The organism is Shewanella sp. 0m-8 (assembly GCF_052977265.1).
Genome location: NZ_JBRIMB010000036.1, coordinates 1 through 18385, shown reverse-complemented (window position 1 = coordinate 18385; position 18385 = coordinate 1). Strand labels below are relative to the sequence as shown.

The window sequence follows — 18385 nt, the reverse complement described above, 5'->3', positions numbered from 1 at the left end:
CGTGGGGTATAACCCACGCCAAGATATTACCAGCGGTAATGAGCAAACGCTTTGTTTGCTTCTGCCATACGATGCACGTCTTCGCGCTTCTTAACAGCAGTACCTTTGTTTTCAGATGCGTCTAACATTTCACCTGCTAGACGTAAAGCCATAGATTTTTCACCACGCTTACGTGCAGCTTCAACCAACCAGCGCATCGCTAGTGCGTTACGACGCACTGGACGAACTTCACATGGTACCTGGTAAGTAGAACCACCAACACGACGAGATTTAACCTCGACTGATGGACGTACGTTGTCCAGGGCTGCTTCAAGGATTACTAAATGATCTTCGCCTTTCTTTTCAGACGCAGTATCTAGTGCCTTGTAGATAATTTTTTCTGCAGTCGACTTTTTGCCGTCCTGCATAATGACGTTGATGAACTTAGCCAGCAACTCACTTTTGAACTTTGGATCTGGTAGGATTTTACGTTGTCCTACAACGCGACGTCTTGGCATAACAATTTCTCCGTATGCTTCAGGGACCCCAAAACTGGAATCTCAATAAAAACTAGCTTGGCCTTACTTAACGGAAAACGTTAAGACTTAGGACGCTTAGCACCGTACTTAGAACGACCTTGACGACGTTCACTTACACCAGCACAGTCTAATGCGCCGCGTACAGTGTGGTAACGCACACCCGGTAAGTCTTTTACACGACCGCCACGGATTAGAATTACGCTGTGTTCCTGCAGGTTGTGGCCTTCACCGCCGATGTACGAAGTAACTTCGAAACCGTTAGTTAGACGCACACGAGCTACTTTACGTAGTGCAGAGTTAGGTTTTTTAGGTGTTGTTGTATATACGCGAGTACAAACACCACGCTTTTGTGGACACGCAGCTAGCGCAGGAACGTTAGTCTTATCGACTTTCGGTGCGCGAGGCTTACGTACCAACTGGTTTACAGTTGCCATGTATAGCTCCGAATCAGTTGACTAAATCAACAGTAAGGTGTGAAAAATCTATATCCCACAGGTGTGGGACGCGAAATTTTAGAAGTGTATGGAGTATCTGTCAAGAAATAGACAACTTTTAACCGATTTAAAGTAAAAAAAAGGCGCTAAACGCGCCTTTTTTACAATCTATTTACTTTTCAGCACCGATTAATCGTTGCTACCAGCTAGATTAAGTAGATCAGCAAGATTCTGCTCAGCTTCACTTGCGCTAATCGCTGGCGCTTCAGAAGCCGCAGGTTTAACTGCAGCTTCAGCACGCTTCTGGTGGTATGAGTAACCCGTACCAGCAGGGATTAGACGACCAACAATTACGTTCTCTTTTAGACCACGTAACTTATCGCTCTTACCACCAACAGCCGCTTCAGTAAGAACACGAGTGGTCTCCTGGAACGATGCTGCAGAGATGAACGATTCTGTTGCTAGTGACGCCTTGGTAATACCAAGAAGTTCACGCTCGAATGTTGCTGGCTGCTTACCCTGCGCTTCAAGTTCGCGGTTGGCGATCTTAACGCGAGAAACTTCCGCCTGTTCACCCGGTAGGAATTCACTATCACCAGCGTCTACGATCTCACACTTACGCAGCATCTGGCGAATGATCACCTCAATGTGCTTATCGTTGATCTTAACGCCCTGTAGACGGTAAACGTCCTGTACTTCATTCACGATGTAGTTAGCCACATTGTGGATACCACGTAGACGTAGAATGTCGTGAGCTGCTTCTGCACCATCAGCAATAACTTCACCGCGTTCAACTTTTTCACCTTCGAACACGTTAAGGTTACGCCACTTAGGGATCATCTCTTCATAGTGCTCACCACCATCAGCTGGGGTGATAACTAGACGACGCTTACCTTTGGTTTCTTTACCGAACGAGATAGTTCCCGATACTTCAGCAAGAATAGCAGGCTCTTTTGGCTTACGCGCTTCAAATAAGTCCGCAACGCGTGGTAGACCACCGGTAATATCGCGAGTCTTTGAAGATTCTTGAGGAATACGTGCTAATGCATCACCAACGTTAATTGGTGCGTTATCGTCAAGGTTAACAATCGCTTGTCCAGGCAAGAAGTATTGCGCTGGTACTTCAGTACCGGGGATCATCAAATCGCTACCATCAGCAGCAACTAGACGGATCATCGGACGCATCTCTTTACCTGCTGTTGGACGTTGACCAACTTCAAGCACTACGATTGAAGATAGACCCGTTAGTTCGTCTGTTTGACGTGTCATAGTGACACCTTCAATCATATCTACGAACTTAATACTACCCGCCACTTCAGTGATAATTGGGTGAGTATGCGGATCCCACTTAGCGATAATTTCGCCAGCAGCAACACCATCATCTTCCAATTTCTCAAGAACTGTACCGTAAGGAACCTTATAACGTTCTTTCTCACGGCCAAGCTCATCAATAATTGCAAGTTCAGAAGAACGAGAAACAATTACCAATTTGCCGTTGCTGTTAGTTACAAACTTAGCGTTGTGTAACTTAAGCGTACCAGAGTTCTTAACTTGAACATTGTTCTCTGCAGAAGCTCGTGATGCCGCACCACCGATGTGGAAAGTACGCATCGTAAGCTGTGTTCCTGGCTCACCAATTGACTGAGCAGCAACAACACCAATCGCTTCGCCTTGGTTAATGATATGACCACGAGCCAAATCACGACCGTAACAGAACTTACAAACGCCGAAGTCTGTATCACAGCTAATCACTGAGCGAACAATCATTTCATCGATAGAATTCTCTTCGATGATGTCACACCATGCTTCGTCAAGAAGCGTGTTGCGCGGTACAAGTACTTGTTCAGTACCAGGCTTCAACACATCTTGTGCAACAACACGACCAAGAACACGTTCACGTAACGGCTCAACTACATCACCACCTTCAATCAGCGGTTTCATAGTTAGACCTTCAAACGTGCCACAGTCATCTTCAATTACAACTAAATCTTGAGCAACGTCAACTAGACGACGAGTTAGGTAACCAGAGTTAGCTGTCTTCAATGCAGTATCCGCAAGACCTTTACGCGCACCGTGAGTAGAAATAAAGTACTGAGATACGTTTAGACCTTCACGGAAGTTAGCGGTAATTGGAGTCTCGATGATTGAACCATCTGGTTTAGCCATCAGACCACGCATACCCGCCAACTGACGGATCTGTGCAGCACTACCACGAGCGCCCGAGTCAGCCATCATATAGATGCTGTTAAACGATTCTTGCTGTTCCTCAACGCCATCACGGTTAATCACTGTCTCAGTAGACAGGTTAGCCATCATCGCTTTAGAAACTTTCTCGTTGGCACTTGCCCAGATATCAATTACTTTGTTGTAACGCTCACCAGCAGTTACTAGACCAGATTGGAACTGCTCTTGAATTTCAAGAACTTCCGCTTCAGCATCAGCAACTAAGGTGTATTTCTCATCAGGAATAACCATATCGTCGATACCTACAGAGGCACCTGACACAGTTGCATAATGGAAACCGGTATACATCAATTGGTCAGCAAAGATAACGGTATCTTTAAGACCTAGTTGACGGTAACAAGTGTTCAATAGCTTAGAGATCTGCTTCTTACCCATGTTTTGGTTAACCAAATCATAAGAAAGACCTTTAGGCAGGATCGTTGAAAGCAATGCACGACCAACCGTTGTATCTACGATACGACGTGTCTTCACTTTTTCGCCAGCTTCAGTGGTCGCAGTCTCGGTAATACGTACCTTAACGCGAGCGTGTAGCTCTGCAACACCGGTGCGGTAAGCTTTTTCAACTTCAGCCACATCAGCAAATGCCATGCCTTCACCCTTGCCGTTAATTCGCTCACGACTCGTGTAGTAAAGACCCAATACAACGTCTTGAGATGGTGTAATCACCGGCTCACCGTTTGCTGGTGACAAGATGTTGTTGGTCGACATCATTAGTGAACGTGCTTCTAACTGCGCTTCAAGCGTTAGTGGCACGTGAACAGCCATTTGGTCACCGTCGAAGTCGGCGTTGTATGCCGCACAAACCAATGGGTGAAGCTGAATCGCTTTACCTTCGATTAGTACTGGCTCAAACGCCTGGATACCTAGTCTGTGCAGTGTTGGTGCACGGTTAAGCATCACTGGGTGTTCGCGGATCACGTCATCTAGTACGTCCCAAACTTCTGGAACTTCGCGCTCAACCATCTTCTTTGCAGCTTTAATAGTTGTAGCTAGGCCACGACCTTCTAGCTTGCCATAGATGAATGGCTTAAATAACTCAAGTGCCATCTTCTTAGGAAGACCACACTGGTGTAGACGTAAAGTTGGACCTACGGTAATTACCGAACGACCAGAATAGTCAACACGCTTACCTAGCAAGTTCTGACGGAAACGACCTTGCTTACCTTTGATCATATCAGCCAAAGATTTAAGCGGACGCTTGTTAGAACCTGTAATAGCACGACCACGACGGCCGTTATCTAATAGCGCATCAACAGATTCTTGCAACATACGCTTTTCGTTACGTACGATGATATCTGGAGCAGCTAGGTCTAACAGACGCTTTAGACGGTTGTTACGGTTGATTACACGACGGTAAAGGTCGTTCAAATCAGACGTAGCAAAACGTCCGCCATCTAGTGGAACTAGAGGACGTAGATCTGGTGGCAGAACCGGTAACACTTTAAGGATCATCCACTCAGGCTTGTTGCCAGAAGTGAAGAATGCCTCAATAAGCTTAAGACGCTTAGTGACCTTCTTACGACGAGTTTCAGAATTGATAGATGGCAATTCTTCGCGCATCATTTCAATTTCTTTCTCAAGATCGATAGCACGTAGCAATTCTAGAACTGCTTCAGCACCCATCTTGGCGTCGAATTCATCGCCGTACTCTTCCAATGCATCCAGATAGTTTTCTTCTGTTAGCATTTGACCACGTTCAAGACTGGTCATGCCAGGCTCGATTACTACGAAAGATTCGAAGTAAAGTACACGTTCGATATCACGAAGAGTCATGTCTAGCATCAAACCGATACGTGACGGAAGAGACTTCAAGAACCAAATGTGCGCAACAGGGCTAGCAAGATCGATGTGACCCATACGTTCACGACGTACTTTAGTCTGTGTAACTTCAACGCCACACTTTTCACAGATCACACCACGGTGCTTAAGACGCTTATACTTACCGCATAAACATTCATAATCTTTTACAGGACCAAAAATACGCGCACAGAACAAACCTTCACGCTCAGGCTTGAATGTACGGTAGTTAATGGTTTCTGGCTTCTTAACTTCACCAAATGACCAAGAACGGATCAGATCAGGCGACGCTAGGCCGATCTTGATACCTTCAAATTCCTCAGTCTTACTTTGCTGTTTTAGAAACTTTAATAAATCTTTCACGTTTCTCTCCTGAAGGAGTTAAATCAGGTGCCCTGCATATACAGAGCACCGATTTTGCCAAATAGAGGCGGTAACCTGTTTTACTTAGTATCTAACTCAATGTTGATACCAAGTGAACGGATCTCTTTCAACAATACGTTGAAAGATTCAGGCATACCTGGTTGCATCTGATGGTTACCGTCGACGATGTTCTTATACATCTGAGTACGACCGTTCACATCATCCGACTTAACAGTTAGCATTTCCTGAAGGGTATATGCAGCACCGTAAGCTTCAAGTGCCCATACTTCCATCTCACCGAAACGCTGACCACCGAACTGTGCTTTACCACCCAATGGTTGCTGAGTAACAAGACTGTACGAACCGGTAGAACGGGCGTGCATCTTATCGTCAACCAAGTGGTTAAGCTTAAGCATATACATGTAACCAACGGTTACCTTACGCTCAAATTCGTTACCTGTACGACCATCAATCAGTGTTAACTGACCAGATTTTGGTAGGCCTGCAAGCTCAAGCATCTGCTTGATCTCTTTCTCTTTGGCGCCATCAAACGCAGGTGTAGCAATTGGAACACCGCCTTTAAGGTTTTTAGCAAGACGCAAGATTTCATCATCAGTAAATGAATCGATGTCGACTTTTTGAATTACTTCGTCACCTAGTTCATAAACCTGCTTGATGTATCCGCGAAGTTCTGCCAGTTCGCGCTGCTCTTCAAGCATTTCAGTAATACGATTACCGATGCCTTTTGCTGCTGCGCCCATATGAACTTCAAGTACCTGACCGATGTTCATACGTGAAGGTACACCTAGTGGATTCAAAACGATATCAACTGGGTTACCTTTTTCGTCGTATGGCATATCTTCAACAGGACAAATCTTAGAGATTACACCCTTGTTACCATGACGACCCGCCATCTTATCACCAGGCTGGATAGTACGTTTAACGGCTAAGTAAACCTTAACAATTTTTAGTACGCCAGGCGCTAAGTCATCACCTTGAGTGATCTTACGACGCTTGATTTCAAACTTCTTATCGAAATCTGCTTTCAGCTCTTCCGCTTGCTCAGCTAGTTGTTCTAGCTCAGTTTGCTTCGCTTCGTCATCGATGGTTTGAACCAACAATTGTGAGCGTGGAATTGCTGCAAGATGGGCTTCATCGAAACCAGCACCTAGTAATAGGTTGCGAGCACGACCAAGAACACCTTCTTCAAGAATTTGGAACTCTTCAGTCAAATCCTTCTTCGCCTGAGCGATATGCATCTCTTCGATTTCTACAGCACGCTTGTCTTTCTCAACGCCGTCACGAGTAAATACTTGTACGTCGATGATAGTACCTTTAACAGAATTAGGTACGCGTAGTGAGCTGTCTTTAACGTCAGATGCTTTTTCGCCGAAGATTGCTCGGAGGAGCTTCTCTTCTGGAGTCAGCTGAGTTTCACCTTTAGGTGTTACTTTACCAACTAGGATGTCGCCACCCTTCACTTCTGCACCGATATAAACGATACCTGATTCATCTAGCTTAGAAAGCGCAGACTCACCAACGTTTGGAATATCAGCAGTGATCTCTTCGCTACCCAACTTAGTATCACGAGCAATACACGAAAGCTCTTGAATGTGGATAGTCGTGAAACGGTCTTCCTGAGCTACACGCTCAGAGATTAAGATCGAATCTTCGAAGTTGTAACCGTTCCAAGGCATGAACGCGATACGCATGTTCTGACCAAGTGCCAAATCACCTAAATCGGTAGATGGGCCATCAGCAAGTACGTCGCCACGAACAATTGGGTCACCGACTGAACAACAAGGACGTTGGTTAATACATGTGTTCTGGTTAGAACGCGTGTATTTAGTCAAGTTGTAAATATCGATGCCCGCTTCGCCTGGAGTTAACTCAGATTCGTTAACTTTAACAACGATACGGCTTGCATCAACGTAGTCAACATAACCACCACGTTTAGCAGCAACAACCACGCCAGAGTCAACAGCAAGTGTACGCTCAATACCTGTACCAACTAACGGCTTATCAGCACGTAGTGTTGGAACGGCCTGACGTTGCATGTTCGCACCCATCAATGCACGGTTAGCATCATCGTGTTCTAGGAACGGAATTAGCGATGCCGCAACAGAAATAATCTGTTGTGGTGAAACGTCCATATACTGGATGTCAGCTGCGCCCATAAAGGTAGAATCACCTTTATGACGACAAGCAATAAGCTCATCCATCATACGACCGTTCTCATCTAACTGAACGATAGCCTGTGCAATAACGTAACGGCCTTCTTCGATTGCTGATAAGTAATCTACTTCATCAGTAACCACACCATCGATAACCTTGCGGTAAGGTGTTTCAAGGAAACCATAGTTGTTAGTACGCGCAAAGGTTGACAACGAGTTGATCAAACCAATGTTTGGACCTTCAGGCGTTTCGATTGGACATAGACGACCGTAGTGAGTCGGGTGTACGTCTCGAACTTCGAAACCAGCACGTTCACGAGTTAGACCACCTGGACCTAGAGCAGAAATACGACGCTTATGCGTTACTTCTGACAATGGGTTGTTTTGGTCCATAAACTGTGAAAGCTGTGAAGAGCCAAAGAATTCTTTAACAGCTGCAGAGATTGGCTTAGCATTGATCAAATCTTGAGGCATTAGCTCATTTAGATCGCCAAGGCTTAAACGCTCACGTACGGCACGTTCAACACGAACAAGACCAACACGGAACTGGTTTTCAGCCATTTCGCCAACACTACGGATACGACGGTTACCCAAGTGATCGATATCATCGACTTCGTCAAAACCGTTGCGAATAGCAATAATGTTCTTCATTACGGCAACGATATCTTCTTTAGAAAGAATACCCGTACCTTCATCGTCATCAATGCTTAGACGACGGTTGAACTTCATACGACCTACTTTAGATAGATCATAACGTTCTTCACTGAAGAATAAATTGTTAAATAGTGCTTCTGCTGCATCTTTGGTTGGTGGCTCACCAGGACGCATCATACGATAGATTTCAACTAGCGCTTCTAGGCGGTTAGTTGTTGAATCGATACGTAGCGTGTCAGAGATGTATGCACCGTTATCAAGTTCGTTGATATACAGTGTACTGATCTCTTTGATGCCAGCCATAGATAACTTAGCAAGATCTTCTAGGCTGATCTCAGCGTTAGCTGAAACCAATACTTCGCCTGTATCTGGATCGATATAATCTTGACCAGAAATCTTACCAGAGATGTACTCAACTGGTACTTCAAGCTCGGTAGTATTTGACTTTTCAAGTTGACGAATATGGCGTGCAGTAATGCGACGACCCTTCTCAACAAGAACAGTGCCTTCAGCGTCTTTAATATCATAACTTGCAGTTTCGCCACGTAGACGGTCAGCAACAAGATCCATTACTAGTGAATCTTTCTTGATCTTAAAGTTTACGCGATCGAAGAACAGGTCAAGAATATCTTGAGTTGAATAATCTAAAGCGCGCAGAATGATCGATGCCGCCAACTTACGACGACGGTCAATACGAACAAACAATGCATCTTTCGGATCGAATTCAAAATCTAACCAAGAACCACGGTAAGGAATAATACGTGCGTTATACAGCACCTTACCTGAAGAGTGGGTTTTACCACGGTCATGATCAAAGAATACGCCTGGGCTACGATGTAGCTGAGATACGATTACACGCTCAGTACCATTAATTACAAAGGTACCGTTGTCAGTCATCATGGGTATATCACCCATGTAAACTTCTTGTTCTTTAATGTCTTTTACTGTGCCAGGTGCTGCTTCACGGTCATACAGAACCATGCGTAACTTAACGCGCAATGGAGCTGCGTATGTAACACCGCGAATTTGACACTCTTTCACATCAAAAACTGGCTCGCCTAGCTTATAACTGACATATTGCAGCTCAGAATTACCAGAAAAGCTCTTGATGGGAAAAACGCTACGGAAGGCAGCTTCAAAGCCACGCTCACCTGTAGGATCTTGATCGGTGAACTTCTTAAAAGAGTCCAACTGGATTGACAAAAGGTAAGGGATATCCAAAACACGTGGACGCTTACCAAAGTCTTTGCGAATACGCTTCTTTTCAGAATAGGAGTAAACCATGGGTTTCCTCTGATTGCGAGATGTGACCAAGACTGAAACGACTTAAAATGTCGAAACAGCGCGTTTGCCCATCACCGTTGAAAGCAAGAACCCAACCAGTAATCTCTGCTAGGAACTGCGAAATCTGGCGATAAACGGTGAAAAAAAAATCGCCTGCGCTTACAGCGCAAAAAAGGCCGACGGTTAAAAAACCGCCAGCCTCCGCCCGATTACTCGGGTGGTTGTAAGTTATAGTATAACTTACTTGATCTCTACTGCAGCACCAGCCGCTTCTAGATCAGCTTTAAGAGCATCAGCTTCTTCTTTAGAGATAGCTTCTTTAACTGCTACTGGAGCAGCTTCAGCCATGCCTTTAGCTTCTTTCAGGCCAAGACCTGTAGCAGCGCGAAGAGCTTTAATTACTGCAACTTTGTTGTCGCCGTGAGAAGTAAGAATTACGTCGAATTCTGTTTTCTCTTCAGCAGCAGCAGCATCGCCACCACCAGAAACAACAGCAGCAGCTGCAGATACGCCGAACTTCTCTTCCATTGCTTCGATTAGTTCAACAACTTCCATTACAGACATTGCTGCAAGGGCTTCTAAGATTTGGTCTTTAGTGATAGACATAACAAAAGTTTCCTAATTGTACTGAATTCAATTTTAAATTAAAGCGGCTTAAAATTAAGCAGCTTCTTTCTGATCGCGTAGAGCGGCCAATGTACGAACGAACTTGCCAGCAGATGCTTCTTTTAGAGTCATCATGAACTGAGCTAGTGCTTCTTCGTAAGTTGGTAGTTTTGCTAAACGATCAATATTTTCTGCAGGGATTAATTCCCCTTCAAAGGCTGCTGCTTTGATTTCAAAATTCTCTTGCGCTTTAGCGAAATCTTTAAGAAGACGCGCAGCTGCACCTGGGTGCTCAGAAGAGAATGCAATCAAAGTAGGACCAGTAAACGTATCGCTTAGGCACTCAAAATCAGTACCAGCTACAGCGCGCTTAACAAGAGTGTTACGTACAACACGAATGTACACTCCAGCTTCACGAGCTGCTTTACGAAGTCCGGTCATATTAGCTACAGTTACGCCACGTGAATCGGCTACAACTGCAGATAAAGCACCTTTGGCAGCTTCGTTGACTTCAGCAACAATCGCTTTTTTGTCTTCGAGTCCTAACGCCATTGGTATACTCCTGGATTCTATCTAGGGAAATTCCCTAGCAATTACCATGCTAAATATCATAGATACTTAGCGACTTACGGCGCGAAAAATTCCAGCAGACAAAAATCTATCTGGGGTCCGACACCGTCTACGCAGGAAATTAAGTTAACTACTTGAGCAACACCTACGGTCTTGGACGGAGACTAATAATCAACCTAAAAGGTTAACTCTCAGCCTCAACCCTACAAAGTGCGCGCATTATAGACTAATGCGCGAGCTTTGTAAATTTACTTTGCGTCTTCCAGAGTACCCTGGTCAACCGCAACACCTGCACCCATAGTGGTAGAGATGCTTACTTTCTTAATGAAAACGCCTTTAGCTGCAGCTGGCTTGGCTTTTTTAAGTGCGCCAAGTAGTGCTTCTAAGTTTTCTTTAAGTTGAGCTGGTTCAAAGTCCACTTTACCGATAGTAGTGTGGATGATACCGTTCTTATCGTTACGGTAGCGTACTTGACCCGCTTTTGCGTTCTTAACTGCTTCAGCAACGTTTGGCGTTACAGTACCAGTTTTTGGGTTAGGCATTAGACCGCGTGGGCCTAAGATTTGACCTAACTGACCAACAACGCGCATTGCATCTGGAGATGCGATAACTACGTCGAAGTTCATTTCGCCAGCTTTAATCTGTGCAGCAAGCTCGTCCATACCAACAAGCTCAGCACCAGCTGCTGTAGCAGCTTCAGCGTTAGCACCTTGAGTGAACACAGCAACACGTACGTCACGACCAGTGCCGTGTGGTAGCACAGTAGCGCCACGAACGTTTTGGTCAGATTTACGTGGATCAACACCAAGGTTAACCGCAACGTCAACACTTTCAAGGAACTTAGCAGTAGCTAGTTCTTTAAGTAGTGCAACAGCTTCATTGATGTCGTAGCTTTTAGTCGCTTCAACTTTCTCGCGAATTAGACGAGCGCGTTTAGTTAGCTTTGCCATAATCTTAATCCTCTACTACCAAACCCATTGAACGCGCAGTACCTTCAATTGAGCGAGTCATCGCTTCAATATCAGCACCAGTCATATCAGCGGCTTTAGTCTCAGCAATTTCCTGGACAGCGCTACGCTTGATAGTTCCCACTTTTTCAGTGTTAGGACGGCCAGAACCTGATTTCAGACCAGCTGCTTTAAGCAGTAGGAAAGACGCAGGTGGAGTCTTAGTTTCGAAAGTGAAAGAGCGATCAGAGTAAACAGTGATAACTACAGGAATTGGCATACCTTTCTCGAACTTTTCAGTACGAGCGTTGAATGCTTTACAGAATTCCATGATGTTAACACCTTTCTGACCCAATGCTGGGCCTACTGGTGGCGACGGGTTTGCAGCACCGGCTGCGACTTGCAGTTTGATGTAACCATCAACTTTCTTTGCCATGAGACATTTCCTCAAGTTTGGGTACAAACGCTATCAGCACTATGCTGAACAGCTCCCCGAAAAATATGGGAGCGAATTATATATAAATTCGCTCCCATTTCCAAACAGTATTTGTGCTTTATTTAATCAGCTTTTTTCAATCTGACTAAAATCAAGTTCTACTGGTGTTGAACGACCGAAGATCATCACAGAAACCTTAACGCGGTTCTTCTCATAATCCACTTCTTCAACCGTACCGTTAAAGTCAGCAAAAGGTCCGTCAGTAACACGAACAACTTCACCTGGCTCAAACATAACGCGATGCGTTGGAGACTCAGTAGTTTCTTGCAGACGCTGAAGAATTGCATCAGCTTCTTTATCAGAAATTGGGGCAGGACGATCAGACGTACCACCGATGAAGCCCATTACACGAGGGATACTTTTCACCAAGTGCCAGCTTTCATCATTCATTTCCATCTGAACTAATACATAGCCAGGGAAAAACTTACGTTCGCTTTTACGACGTTGGCCTGCACGCATTTCTACCACTTCTTCAGTCGGTACTAAAACCTCACCAAAGTAAGCTTCCATTTCGTGCATTCTGATATGCTCAAGCAACGTTTTACACACACGGCCTTCATAACCGGAAAACGCTTGAATTACATACCATCTTTTTTTAGCTTCAGTAGCTTCAGTCATACTTAATGCCTATACGCCTGTAATAAAATTAACAATTCTAAGCAATACTGCATCTAGGCCCCAAAGGATTAAACCTAAAACGGCTGTTGCAGCTAATACAATGAAAGTTGTATTGAGTGCTTCTTGACGCGTAGGCCAAACCACTTTACGAACTTCAATCTGTGATTCACGAGCAAAAGTTAAAGCTTGCTTGCCTTTTTCTGTTTGCAACGCGATGAAACCAGCGATAGCAAAAGTCACGACGACACCTAGGGCGCGCACTACAACACTTGCTTCATTAAAATATTGATTGCCAATAATTGCAGCAGCCAACAAGATTACGACTAGGCCCCACTTTACGATATCCAGAGAGTTACCCTGGCTTTCAGTATTTGTTGTCATCGGTTAATTCCGTTACTCACTACGTTCTGAGTCAAGTGACACTATAAATAGCATTTTGCTCAGTGAAAAATTCAGTCAGACTCGCTATCCGAACTGGCGACTGTCCAACATACTTAGTTAAGTATACTCAACGAGTCAAAAATCGGTCATAGATTGTATTCTTATTCCACTTATTTGGCAAGAATACATAGCCCAGCTTCACTAACAAATTAAACCTAAATACAATAAAAACAAAAAAGGCAGCCTAAGCTGCCTTTTTCAGTATCGAGTTAAGACGATTGCTAATTAAGCAACGATCTCAGCTACAACACCAGCACCAACTGTACGGCCACCTTCACGGATTGCGAAGCGTAAACCTTCGTCCATCGCGATTGGGCAGATTAGAGTTACTGTCATAGCTACGTTGTCACCAGGCATTACCATCTCTACGCCTTCTGGCAATTCGATAGTACCGGTTACGTCAGTTGTACGGAAGTAGAACTGTGGACGGTAGCCTTTGAAGAATGGAGTGTGACGTCCGCCTTCTTCTTTAGACAGAACATAGATTTCTGACTTGAAAGTAGTATGTGGAGTGATTGAACCAGGTGCAGCCAATACTTGACCACGTTCAACGTCTTCACGCTTGATACCACGTAGAAGAACACCACAGTTCTCGCCAGCACGACCTTCGTCAAGAAGCTTACGGAACATTTCAACACCAGTACAAGTAGACTTAGTTGTATCTTTGATACCAACGATTTCTACTTCTTCACCAACTTTGATGATACCGCGCTCTACACGACCAGTAACAACAGTACCACGACCAGCGATTGAGAAAACATCTTCAATTGGAAGAATGAATGCACCATCGATAGCACGCTCTGGCTCAGGGATGTATGTGTCTAGAGCTTCAGCTAGTTCAAGGATCTTAGCTTCCCACTCTGGCTCGCCTTCAAGAGCTTTAAGAGCAGAACCCTGGATAACTGGTAAGTCATCACCTGGGAAGTCGTACTCAGATAGAAGTTCACGAACTTCCATTTCTACTAGCTCTAGAAGCTCTTCGTCATCAACCATGTCACACTTGTTCATGAATACGATGATGAATGGAACGCCAACCTGACGTGAAAGCAGGATGTGCTCACGTGTTTGTGGCATTGGACCATCTGTAGAAGCAACTACTAGAATCGCGCCGTCCATCTGTGCAGCACCAGTGATCATGTTTTTAACATAATCCGCGTGACCTGGACAGTCTACGTGTGCGTAGTGACGTGATGGAGTGTCATATTCGATGTGAGAAGTATTAATTGTAATACCGCGCTCACGCTCTTCTGGAGCGTTATCGATCTGTGCGAAATCACGTGCAGTACCACCGTAAGTCTTCGTTAACACAGAAGAGATAGCGGCAGTTAGAGTAGTTTTACCATGGTCAACGTGTCCAATGGTACCAACGTTTACGTGTGGTTTTACGCGTTCAAATTTTTCTTTAGCCATGGTATTGCCCCAATCCAAGTATTTTGGTGATGAAACTGCATATAGCAAAAAATCCGATGCATTAAAATGTCATCGAATCAGTTAGTAAGATAATCAGAATGGTGAGAAGCAGGGAGGAGCTGATAGGTAGTCTTAAACGGGAAAAAGCACTCGAGACCGAGTGCTTTCTACTGATTAAGTATTATCAGCAAGATTTTGGAGCGGATGGCGGGAATCGAACCCGCGTTATCAGCTTGGAAGGCTGGAGTAATACCATTATACGACATCCGCGGAACCTACTTCAGGTTACCTAACTACCTAGAATATGGTGGAGGGAGAAGGATTCGAACCTTCGAAGGCTGAGCCGTCAGATTTACAGTCTGATCCCTTTGGCCACTCGGGAACCCCTCCAGAGAAATGGTGCCGGCACCAAGAGTCGAACTCGGGACCTACTGATTACAAGTCAGTTGCTCTACCAACTGAGCTATGCCGGCGTGTCATTTCGGTAGCGGATATTATGGAAATGTGAGCCTAAGTGCAATAGCAAAAGTGAAATATTATTAAAAAAGTGAGTTAAATGGCGTTTTTTTATGCTTAACGCTACTTTCAAGTATACTTTTGAAGCAATTAAATCAAATTAGTACTTAAAGCCAGCATCGCAGTTCTCATTGCAGTTGTTCATAATAAATTCATAGTGTACTGTGCCCTCCTGAACGGAGAACTTCGCAATGTCGCAACCAAACCAAATTCACAACGCTCTTTATCTCGCTTTTCAGCGCCTACAGTGGGCAGGACTGAGAGAGTCTGTGCCATTAACACTCAGTGAAAATGATTTGGCAGATTTACGTGGTATTAATGAAAAAATATCCTTATCTGAAGTCACCGATATTTATCTGCCGCTGAGTCGTCTATTAAATTTAAATGTTGGCGCAAAGCAGCAAAGAGGTTTGGCGTTAAATGAGTTCCTCGGACATGTACCGCCTAAACGCCCCTATATTATCAGTATCGCAGGCAGCGTAGCTGTTGGTAAGAGCACTACAGCCCGTATTCTACAAGCACTGCTCAGCCATTGGCCTGAGCATCCAAAAGTCGATTTAATTACCACTGATGGCTTTTTGTATCCGTTAGCAGAGCTTAAGCGACGTGGCCTATTACAGCGAAAAGGTTTTCCAGAAAGTTACGATATGAAAGCCTTAGTTGAGTTTATTTCAGCGATTAAGGCTGGTGAGTCGGCAGTCAGTGCACCGATATACTCACATATTACCTATGACCGCATTCAAGATGAAAAACAATGGATCAGACAGCCAGATATTTTAATCATTGAAGGACTCAATGTTTTGCAAACTGGCCAAGACTCACCTGTTGATACCCAGCGTCCATTTGTTTCTGACTTTGTCGATTTCTCGATCTATGTCGATGCCCATGAGGCGTTACTAAAAGAGTGGTATGTCGACCGTTTTTTACAGTTCAGAACCGGGGCGTTCAGTAGTGAAGATTCTTACTTCCATCATTACTCAAAGCTCGATGACTCTGAAGCAACCGCGACAGCTTCAAACATTTGGGACTCAATTAACGGCCCTAACCTCACTCTAAATATATTGCCTACGCGCGAAAGAGCACACCTTATCTTACAAAAAGGACCTGATCATATGATGGATCAAGTCCTATTGCGTAAATAGAGAACCTGCTATGTATAAAAGCTAATACTGATTAGTCTGCTTTACGCAGGCTAATCTCACCACCAATATAGCTTTGCAATCCCGACTCTGTTTCTAAGACAACAGCCCCTTGCTCATCGACCCCCATACAGACACCATAAATCTCATCTTGGCCCATCAGTAACTTTACCGACTTTCCTTGAAAGAGATCAGCTTCGCGCCAACGATCTTGAAACGGTGTGAGTCCAGACTGTTGAAATAGATTAAGATCTTGCTGTAATTGCTTCTGCAGCAGAGCTAACAAAGCCGTTTTATCTGGCAGACTTGCTTGACCGGTTAAATCACTCCAAGGCTGATCAATCAGTGCTGCATGTTGCTCACCCATGGCCATATTCAAGCCGATACCTATGACTAAATTGCACTCACTATCTGTATGACCACTCATCTCAATCAACACGCCAGCGAGTTTTTTACTTTCAAGGTAGATATCGTTAGGCCACTTTACCCCAACATCTTTAATGCCAAGCTTTTCAAGTACGGTAACAATCGAGCATGCCACAACTAGGCTTAACCCCATCGCTTGCGCCATTCCTTGCGGAAATTGCCAATACATAGAGAAATACAAGTGACAACCATAAGGCGAAACCCAAACACGACCACGTCGACCTCGCCCTGCCGATTGATATTCAGCAACACAGATATCGCCCGAAACTAAGTCTTCTGCGTGTTTTAAAATAAAAGCGTTAGTACTGGGGATTTCGTCAAAATAAAAGCAACGATTGCTAATTTGTTGCTTTAGCTTCACTTCATCAACTAACGATATAGGTCCGTTTAAGCGGTAGCCCTTGCCTTTGACACTGTAAATATCAACGCCATACTCTTCCAGTCCAGCAATATGGTTACTTACAGCGGTACGAGAAACCCCTAAAAGAGAGGCCAAAGCCTCTCCAGATACAAATGACCCTGCGGCCAATTCAGATAGTATCTCGCGTTTTCGACTCCATTGCTCAGCCATCTATAAACTCCTTTCACCATTGGCAGTGATCATTCGAGGTTCAGGATCAAGCCTAATACCAAATTGTGCTTCAATTTTCTCAACAATCAATCTCGCCAACGAAAGTACATCTTCACTGGTCGCATTATGTTTATTTATTAACACTAATGCCTGGTTCTGGTGCACAGCAGCACCACCAAGTTGGCGTCCCTTTAAACCCGATTTATCAATAAGCCAACCAGCAGCCACTTTTACTTGTTCATCGCCGTGAGGATAGCCGACGATATCTGGAAATACGCCGACAAGCCGATCAAAGTCAGCCTTATCGATTATCGGGTTTTTAAAGAAGCTCCCCGCATTGCCAAACTCCGCTGGATCAGGTAATTTTTCTCGACGAGTTTCACAAATGCTATCAAACACTTGCTGAGCAGTGACTTGTTCAGCTTTAAACGATCTAAGAGGGCCATAATCTAATCGTGGAACCCAACGCTTTGGTAGCTTAAAACCAACCTTGGTGATCACCGCCTTACCTAACAACTCTTTCTTAAAGATAGAGTCTCGATAACCGAAATCACAAGCATTGGCAGCTAAACGTACCAAGTGGCCATCACGCAAATCAACGTACTCAACCCAATCACAAAAATCGTTTAATTCGACGCCGTATGCACCAATATTCTGAATCGGAGCAGCGCCAACAGTCCCCGGGATCAACGCTAGATTTTCTAGACCACTGAATCTATTTCTTAAGCAAAAACTAACAAGATCATGCCAATTCTCTCCAGCCGCTACACTCAGATAGTGATAATTCTCATCGTCCGTAATATCAATCCCTTTAGTTTCGACTAATACCACAGTCCCTTGAAAATCTTCACATAAAATAATATTACTACCGCCACCTAAAATAAGCATAGGTTGCTGCGCTTGATAAAGTTTGCAGCAAGTATCAACCAACACATTTGATGTCGTAGCATGAACTAATTGCTGACAGCCATGGGCTAAAGCGAAAGTATTAAAGTCTTGAAGGGAATAAAGTGGGCTGGTTGGCATTTGGATATCATTTAGGGGAAAACAACTATTGTAGCCTAAAGAAGTAAATCGAAGAAGCTTGGAGCACTTTAATGGTAATACCAAACTGGAAAATTAACTGGTCACACTTGCCCAATCCCTAGAACACAATTTTGTCACTCGCTCTGAACTC

General features: G+C 44.4%; 14 protein-coding genes and 3 tRNA genes. 1 reads left to right on the top strand and 16 read right to left on the bottom strand.

Features of this window, described 5'->3' with window-relative positions; translation table 11 throughout:
• Positions 1-26 precede the first annotated feature (26 nt).
• The 14 genes from rpsG to ACVBIO_RS15415 form a co-directional block, all read right to left on the bottom strand.
• Positions 27-497, bottom strand: a complete 471-nt coding sequence (gene rpsG, locus ACVBIO_RS15480; RefSeq protein WP_012153455.1) for a 30S ribosomal protein S7 — start codon at positions 495-497, stop codon at positions 27-29.
• A gap of 80 nt (positions 498-577) precedes the next feature.
• Positions 578-952, bottom strand: a complete 375-nt coding sequence (gene rpsL, locus ACVBIO_RS15475) for a 30S ribosomal protein S12 (protein ID WP_012153454.1) — start codon at positions 950-952, stop codon at positions 578-580.
• Positions 953-1141: 189 nt separating this feature from the next.
• A complete protein-coding gene (rpoC, locus tag ACVBIO_RS15470; protein WP_447162241.1) occupies positions 1142-5356 on the bottom strand; it encodes a DNA-directed RNA polymerase subunit beta' in 4215 nt (1404 codons plus the stop codon).
• A gap of 80 nt (positions 5357-5436) precedes the next feature.
• On the bottom strand, positions 5437-9468 hold the full coding sequence (gene rpoB / locus ACVBIO_RS15465; protein WP_447162240.1) for a DNA-directed RNA polymerase subunit beta: 4032 nt from the start codon (positions 9466-9468) through the stop codon (positions 5437-5439).
• Positions 9469-9708: 240 nt separating this feature from the next.
• Positions 9709-10074, bottom strand: coding sequence for a 50S ribosomal protein L7/L12 (rplL, locus tag ACVBIO_RS15460; RefSeq protein WP_447162239.1), 366 nt, complete (start codon positions 10072-10074; stop codon positions 9709-9711).
• Positions 10075-10128: 54 nt separating this feature from the next.
• Positions 10129-10626 (bottom strand): 50S ribosomal protein L10, encoded by a 498-nt coding sequence (gene rplJ / locus ACVBIO_RS15455; protein WP_447162238.1) that lies wholly within the window; start codon positions 10624-10626, stop codon positions 10129-10131.
• Between the two features lie 266 nt (positions 10627-10892).
• Complete coding sequence (gene rplA, locus ACVBIO_RS15450) at positions 10893-11594, bottom strand: 50S ribosomal protein L1 (protein ID WP_447162237.1); 702 nt, start codon at positions 11592-11594, stop codon at positions 10893-10895.
• 4 nt (positions 11595-11598) lie between these two features.
• Complete coding sequence (rplK, locus tag ACVBIO_RS15445; protein WP_012153448.1) at positions 11599-12027, bottom strand: 50S ribosomal protein L11; 429 nt, start codon at positions 12025-12027, stop codon at positions 11599-11601.
• 126 nt (positions 12028-12153) lie between these two features.
• Positions 12154-12705, bottom strand: a complete 552-nt coding sequence (nusG, locus tag ACVBIO_RS15440) for a transcription termination/antitermination protein NusG (RefSeq protein ID WP_012279191.1) — start codon at positions 12703-12705, stop codon at positions 12154-12156.
• A gap of 9 nt (positions 12706-12714) precedes the next feature.
• A complete protein-coding gene (gene secE / locus ACVBIO_RS15435) occupies positions 12715-13086 on the bottom strand; it encodes a preprotein translocase subunit SecE (protein WP_447162236.1) in 372 nt (123 codons plus the stop codon).
• A gap of 285 nt (positions 13087-13371) precedes the next feature.
• Positions 13372-14556, bottom strand: coding sequence for an elongation factor Tu (gene tuf, locus ACVBIO_RS15430; protein ID WP_447162235.1), 1185 nt, complete (start codon positions 14554-14556; stop codon positions 13372-13374).
• 196 nt (positions 14557-14752) lie between these two features.
• Positions 14753-14826, bottom strand: a tRNA-Gly gene (locus ACVBIO_RS15425).
• Between the two features lie 35 nt (positions 14827-14861).
• Positions 14862-14946 (bottom strand) — tRNA-Tyr (locus ACVBIO_RS15420).
• A gap of 7 nt (positions 14947-14953) precedes the next feature.
• Positions 14954-15029: transfer RNA gene (locus ACVBIO_RS15415), tRNA-Thr, on the bottom strand.
• Between the two features lie 234 nt (positions 15030-15263).
• Between ACVBIO_RS15415 and coaA the strand changes: the two genes are divergently transcribed.
• The gene (gene coaA, locus ACVBIO_RS15410) at positions 15264-16214 is read left to right on the top strand and encodes a type I pantothenate kinase (RefSeq protein ID WP_447162234.1); all 951 of its coding nucleotides are present in this window, start codon (positions 15264-15266) and stop codon (positions 16212-16214) included.
• A 31-nt stretch (positions 16215-16245) separates the two neighbouring features.
• Here the strand turns inward: coaA and birA are convergent, their stop codons facing one another.
• Both birA and murB read right to left on the bottom strand, forming a co-directional pair.
• Positions 16246-17208 carry a bifunctional biotin--[acetyl-CoA-carboxylase] ligase/biotin operon repressor BirA gene (gene birA, locus ACVBIO_RS15405; protein WP_447162233.1) on the bottom strand — a complete coding sequence of 321 codons (963 nt, stop codon included), beginning with the start codon at positions 17206-17208 and terminating at the stop codon, positions 16246-16248.
• Positions 17209-18234 (bottom strand): UDP-N-acetylmuramate dehydrogenase, encoded by a 1026-nt coding sequence (murB, locus tag ACVBIO_RS15400; protein WP_447164529.1) that lies wholly within the window; start codon positions 18232-18234, stop codon positions 17209-17211.
• Positions 18235-18385 lie beyond the last annotated feature (151 nt).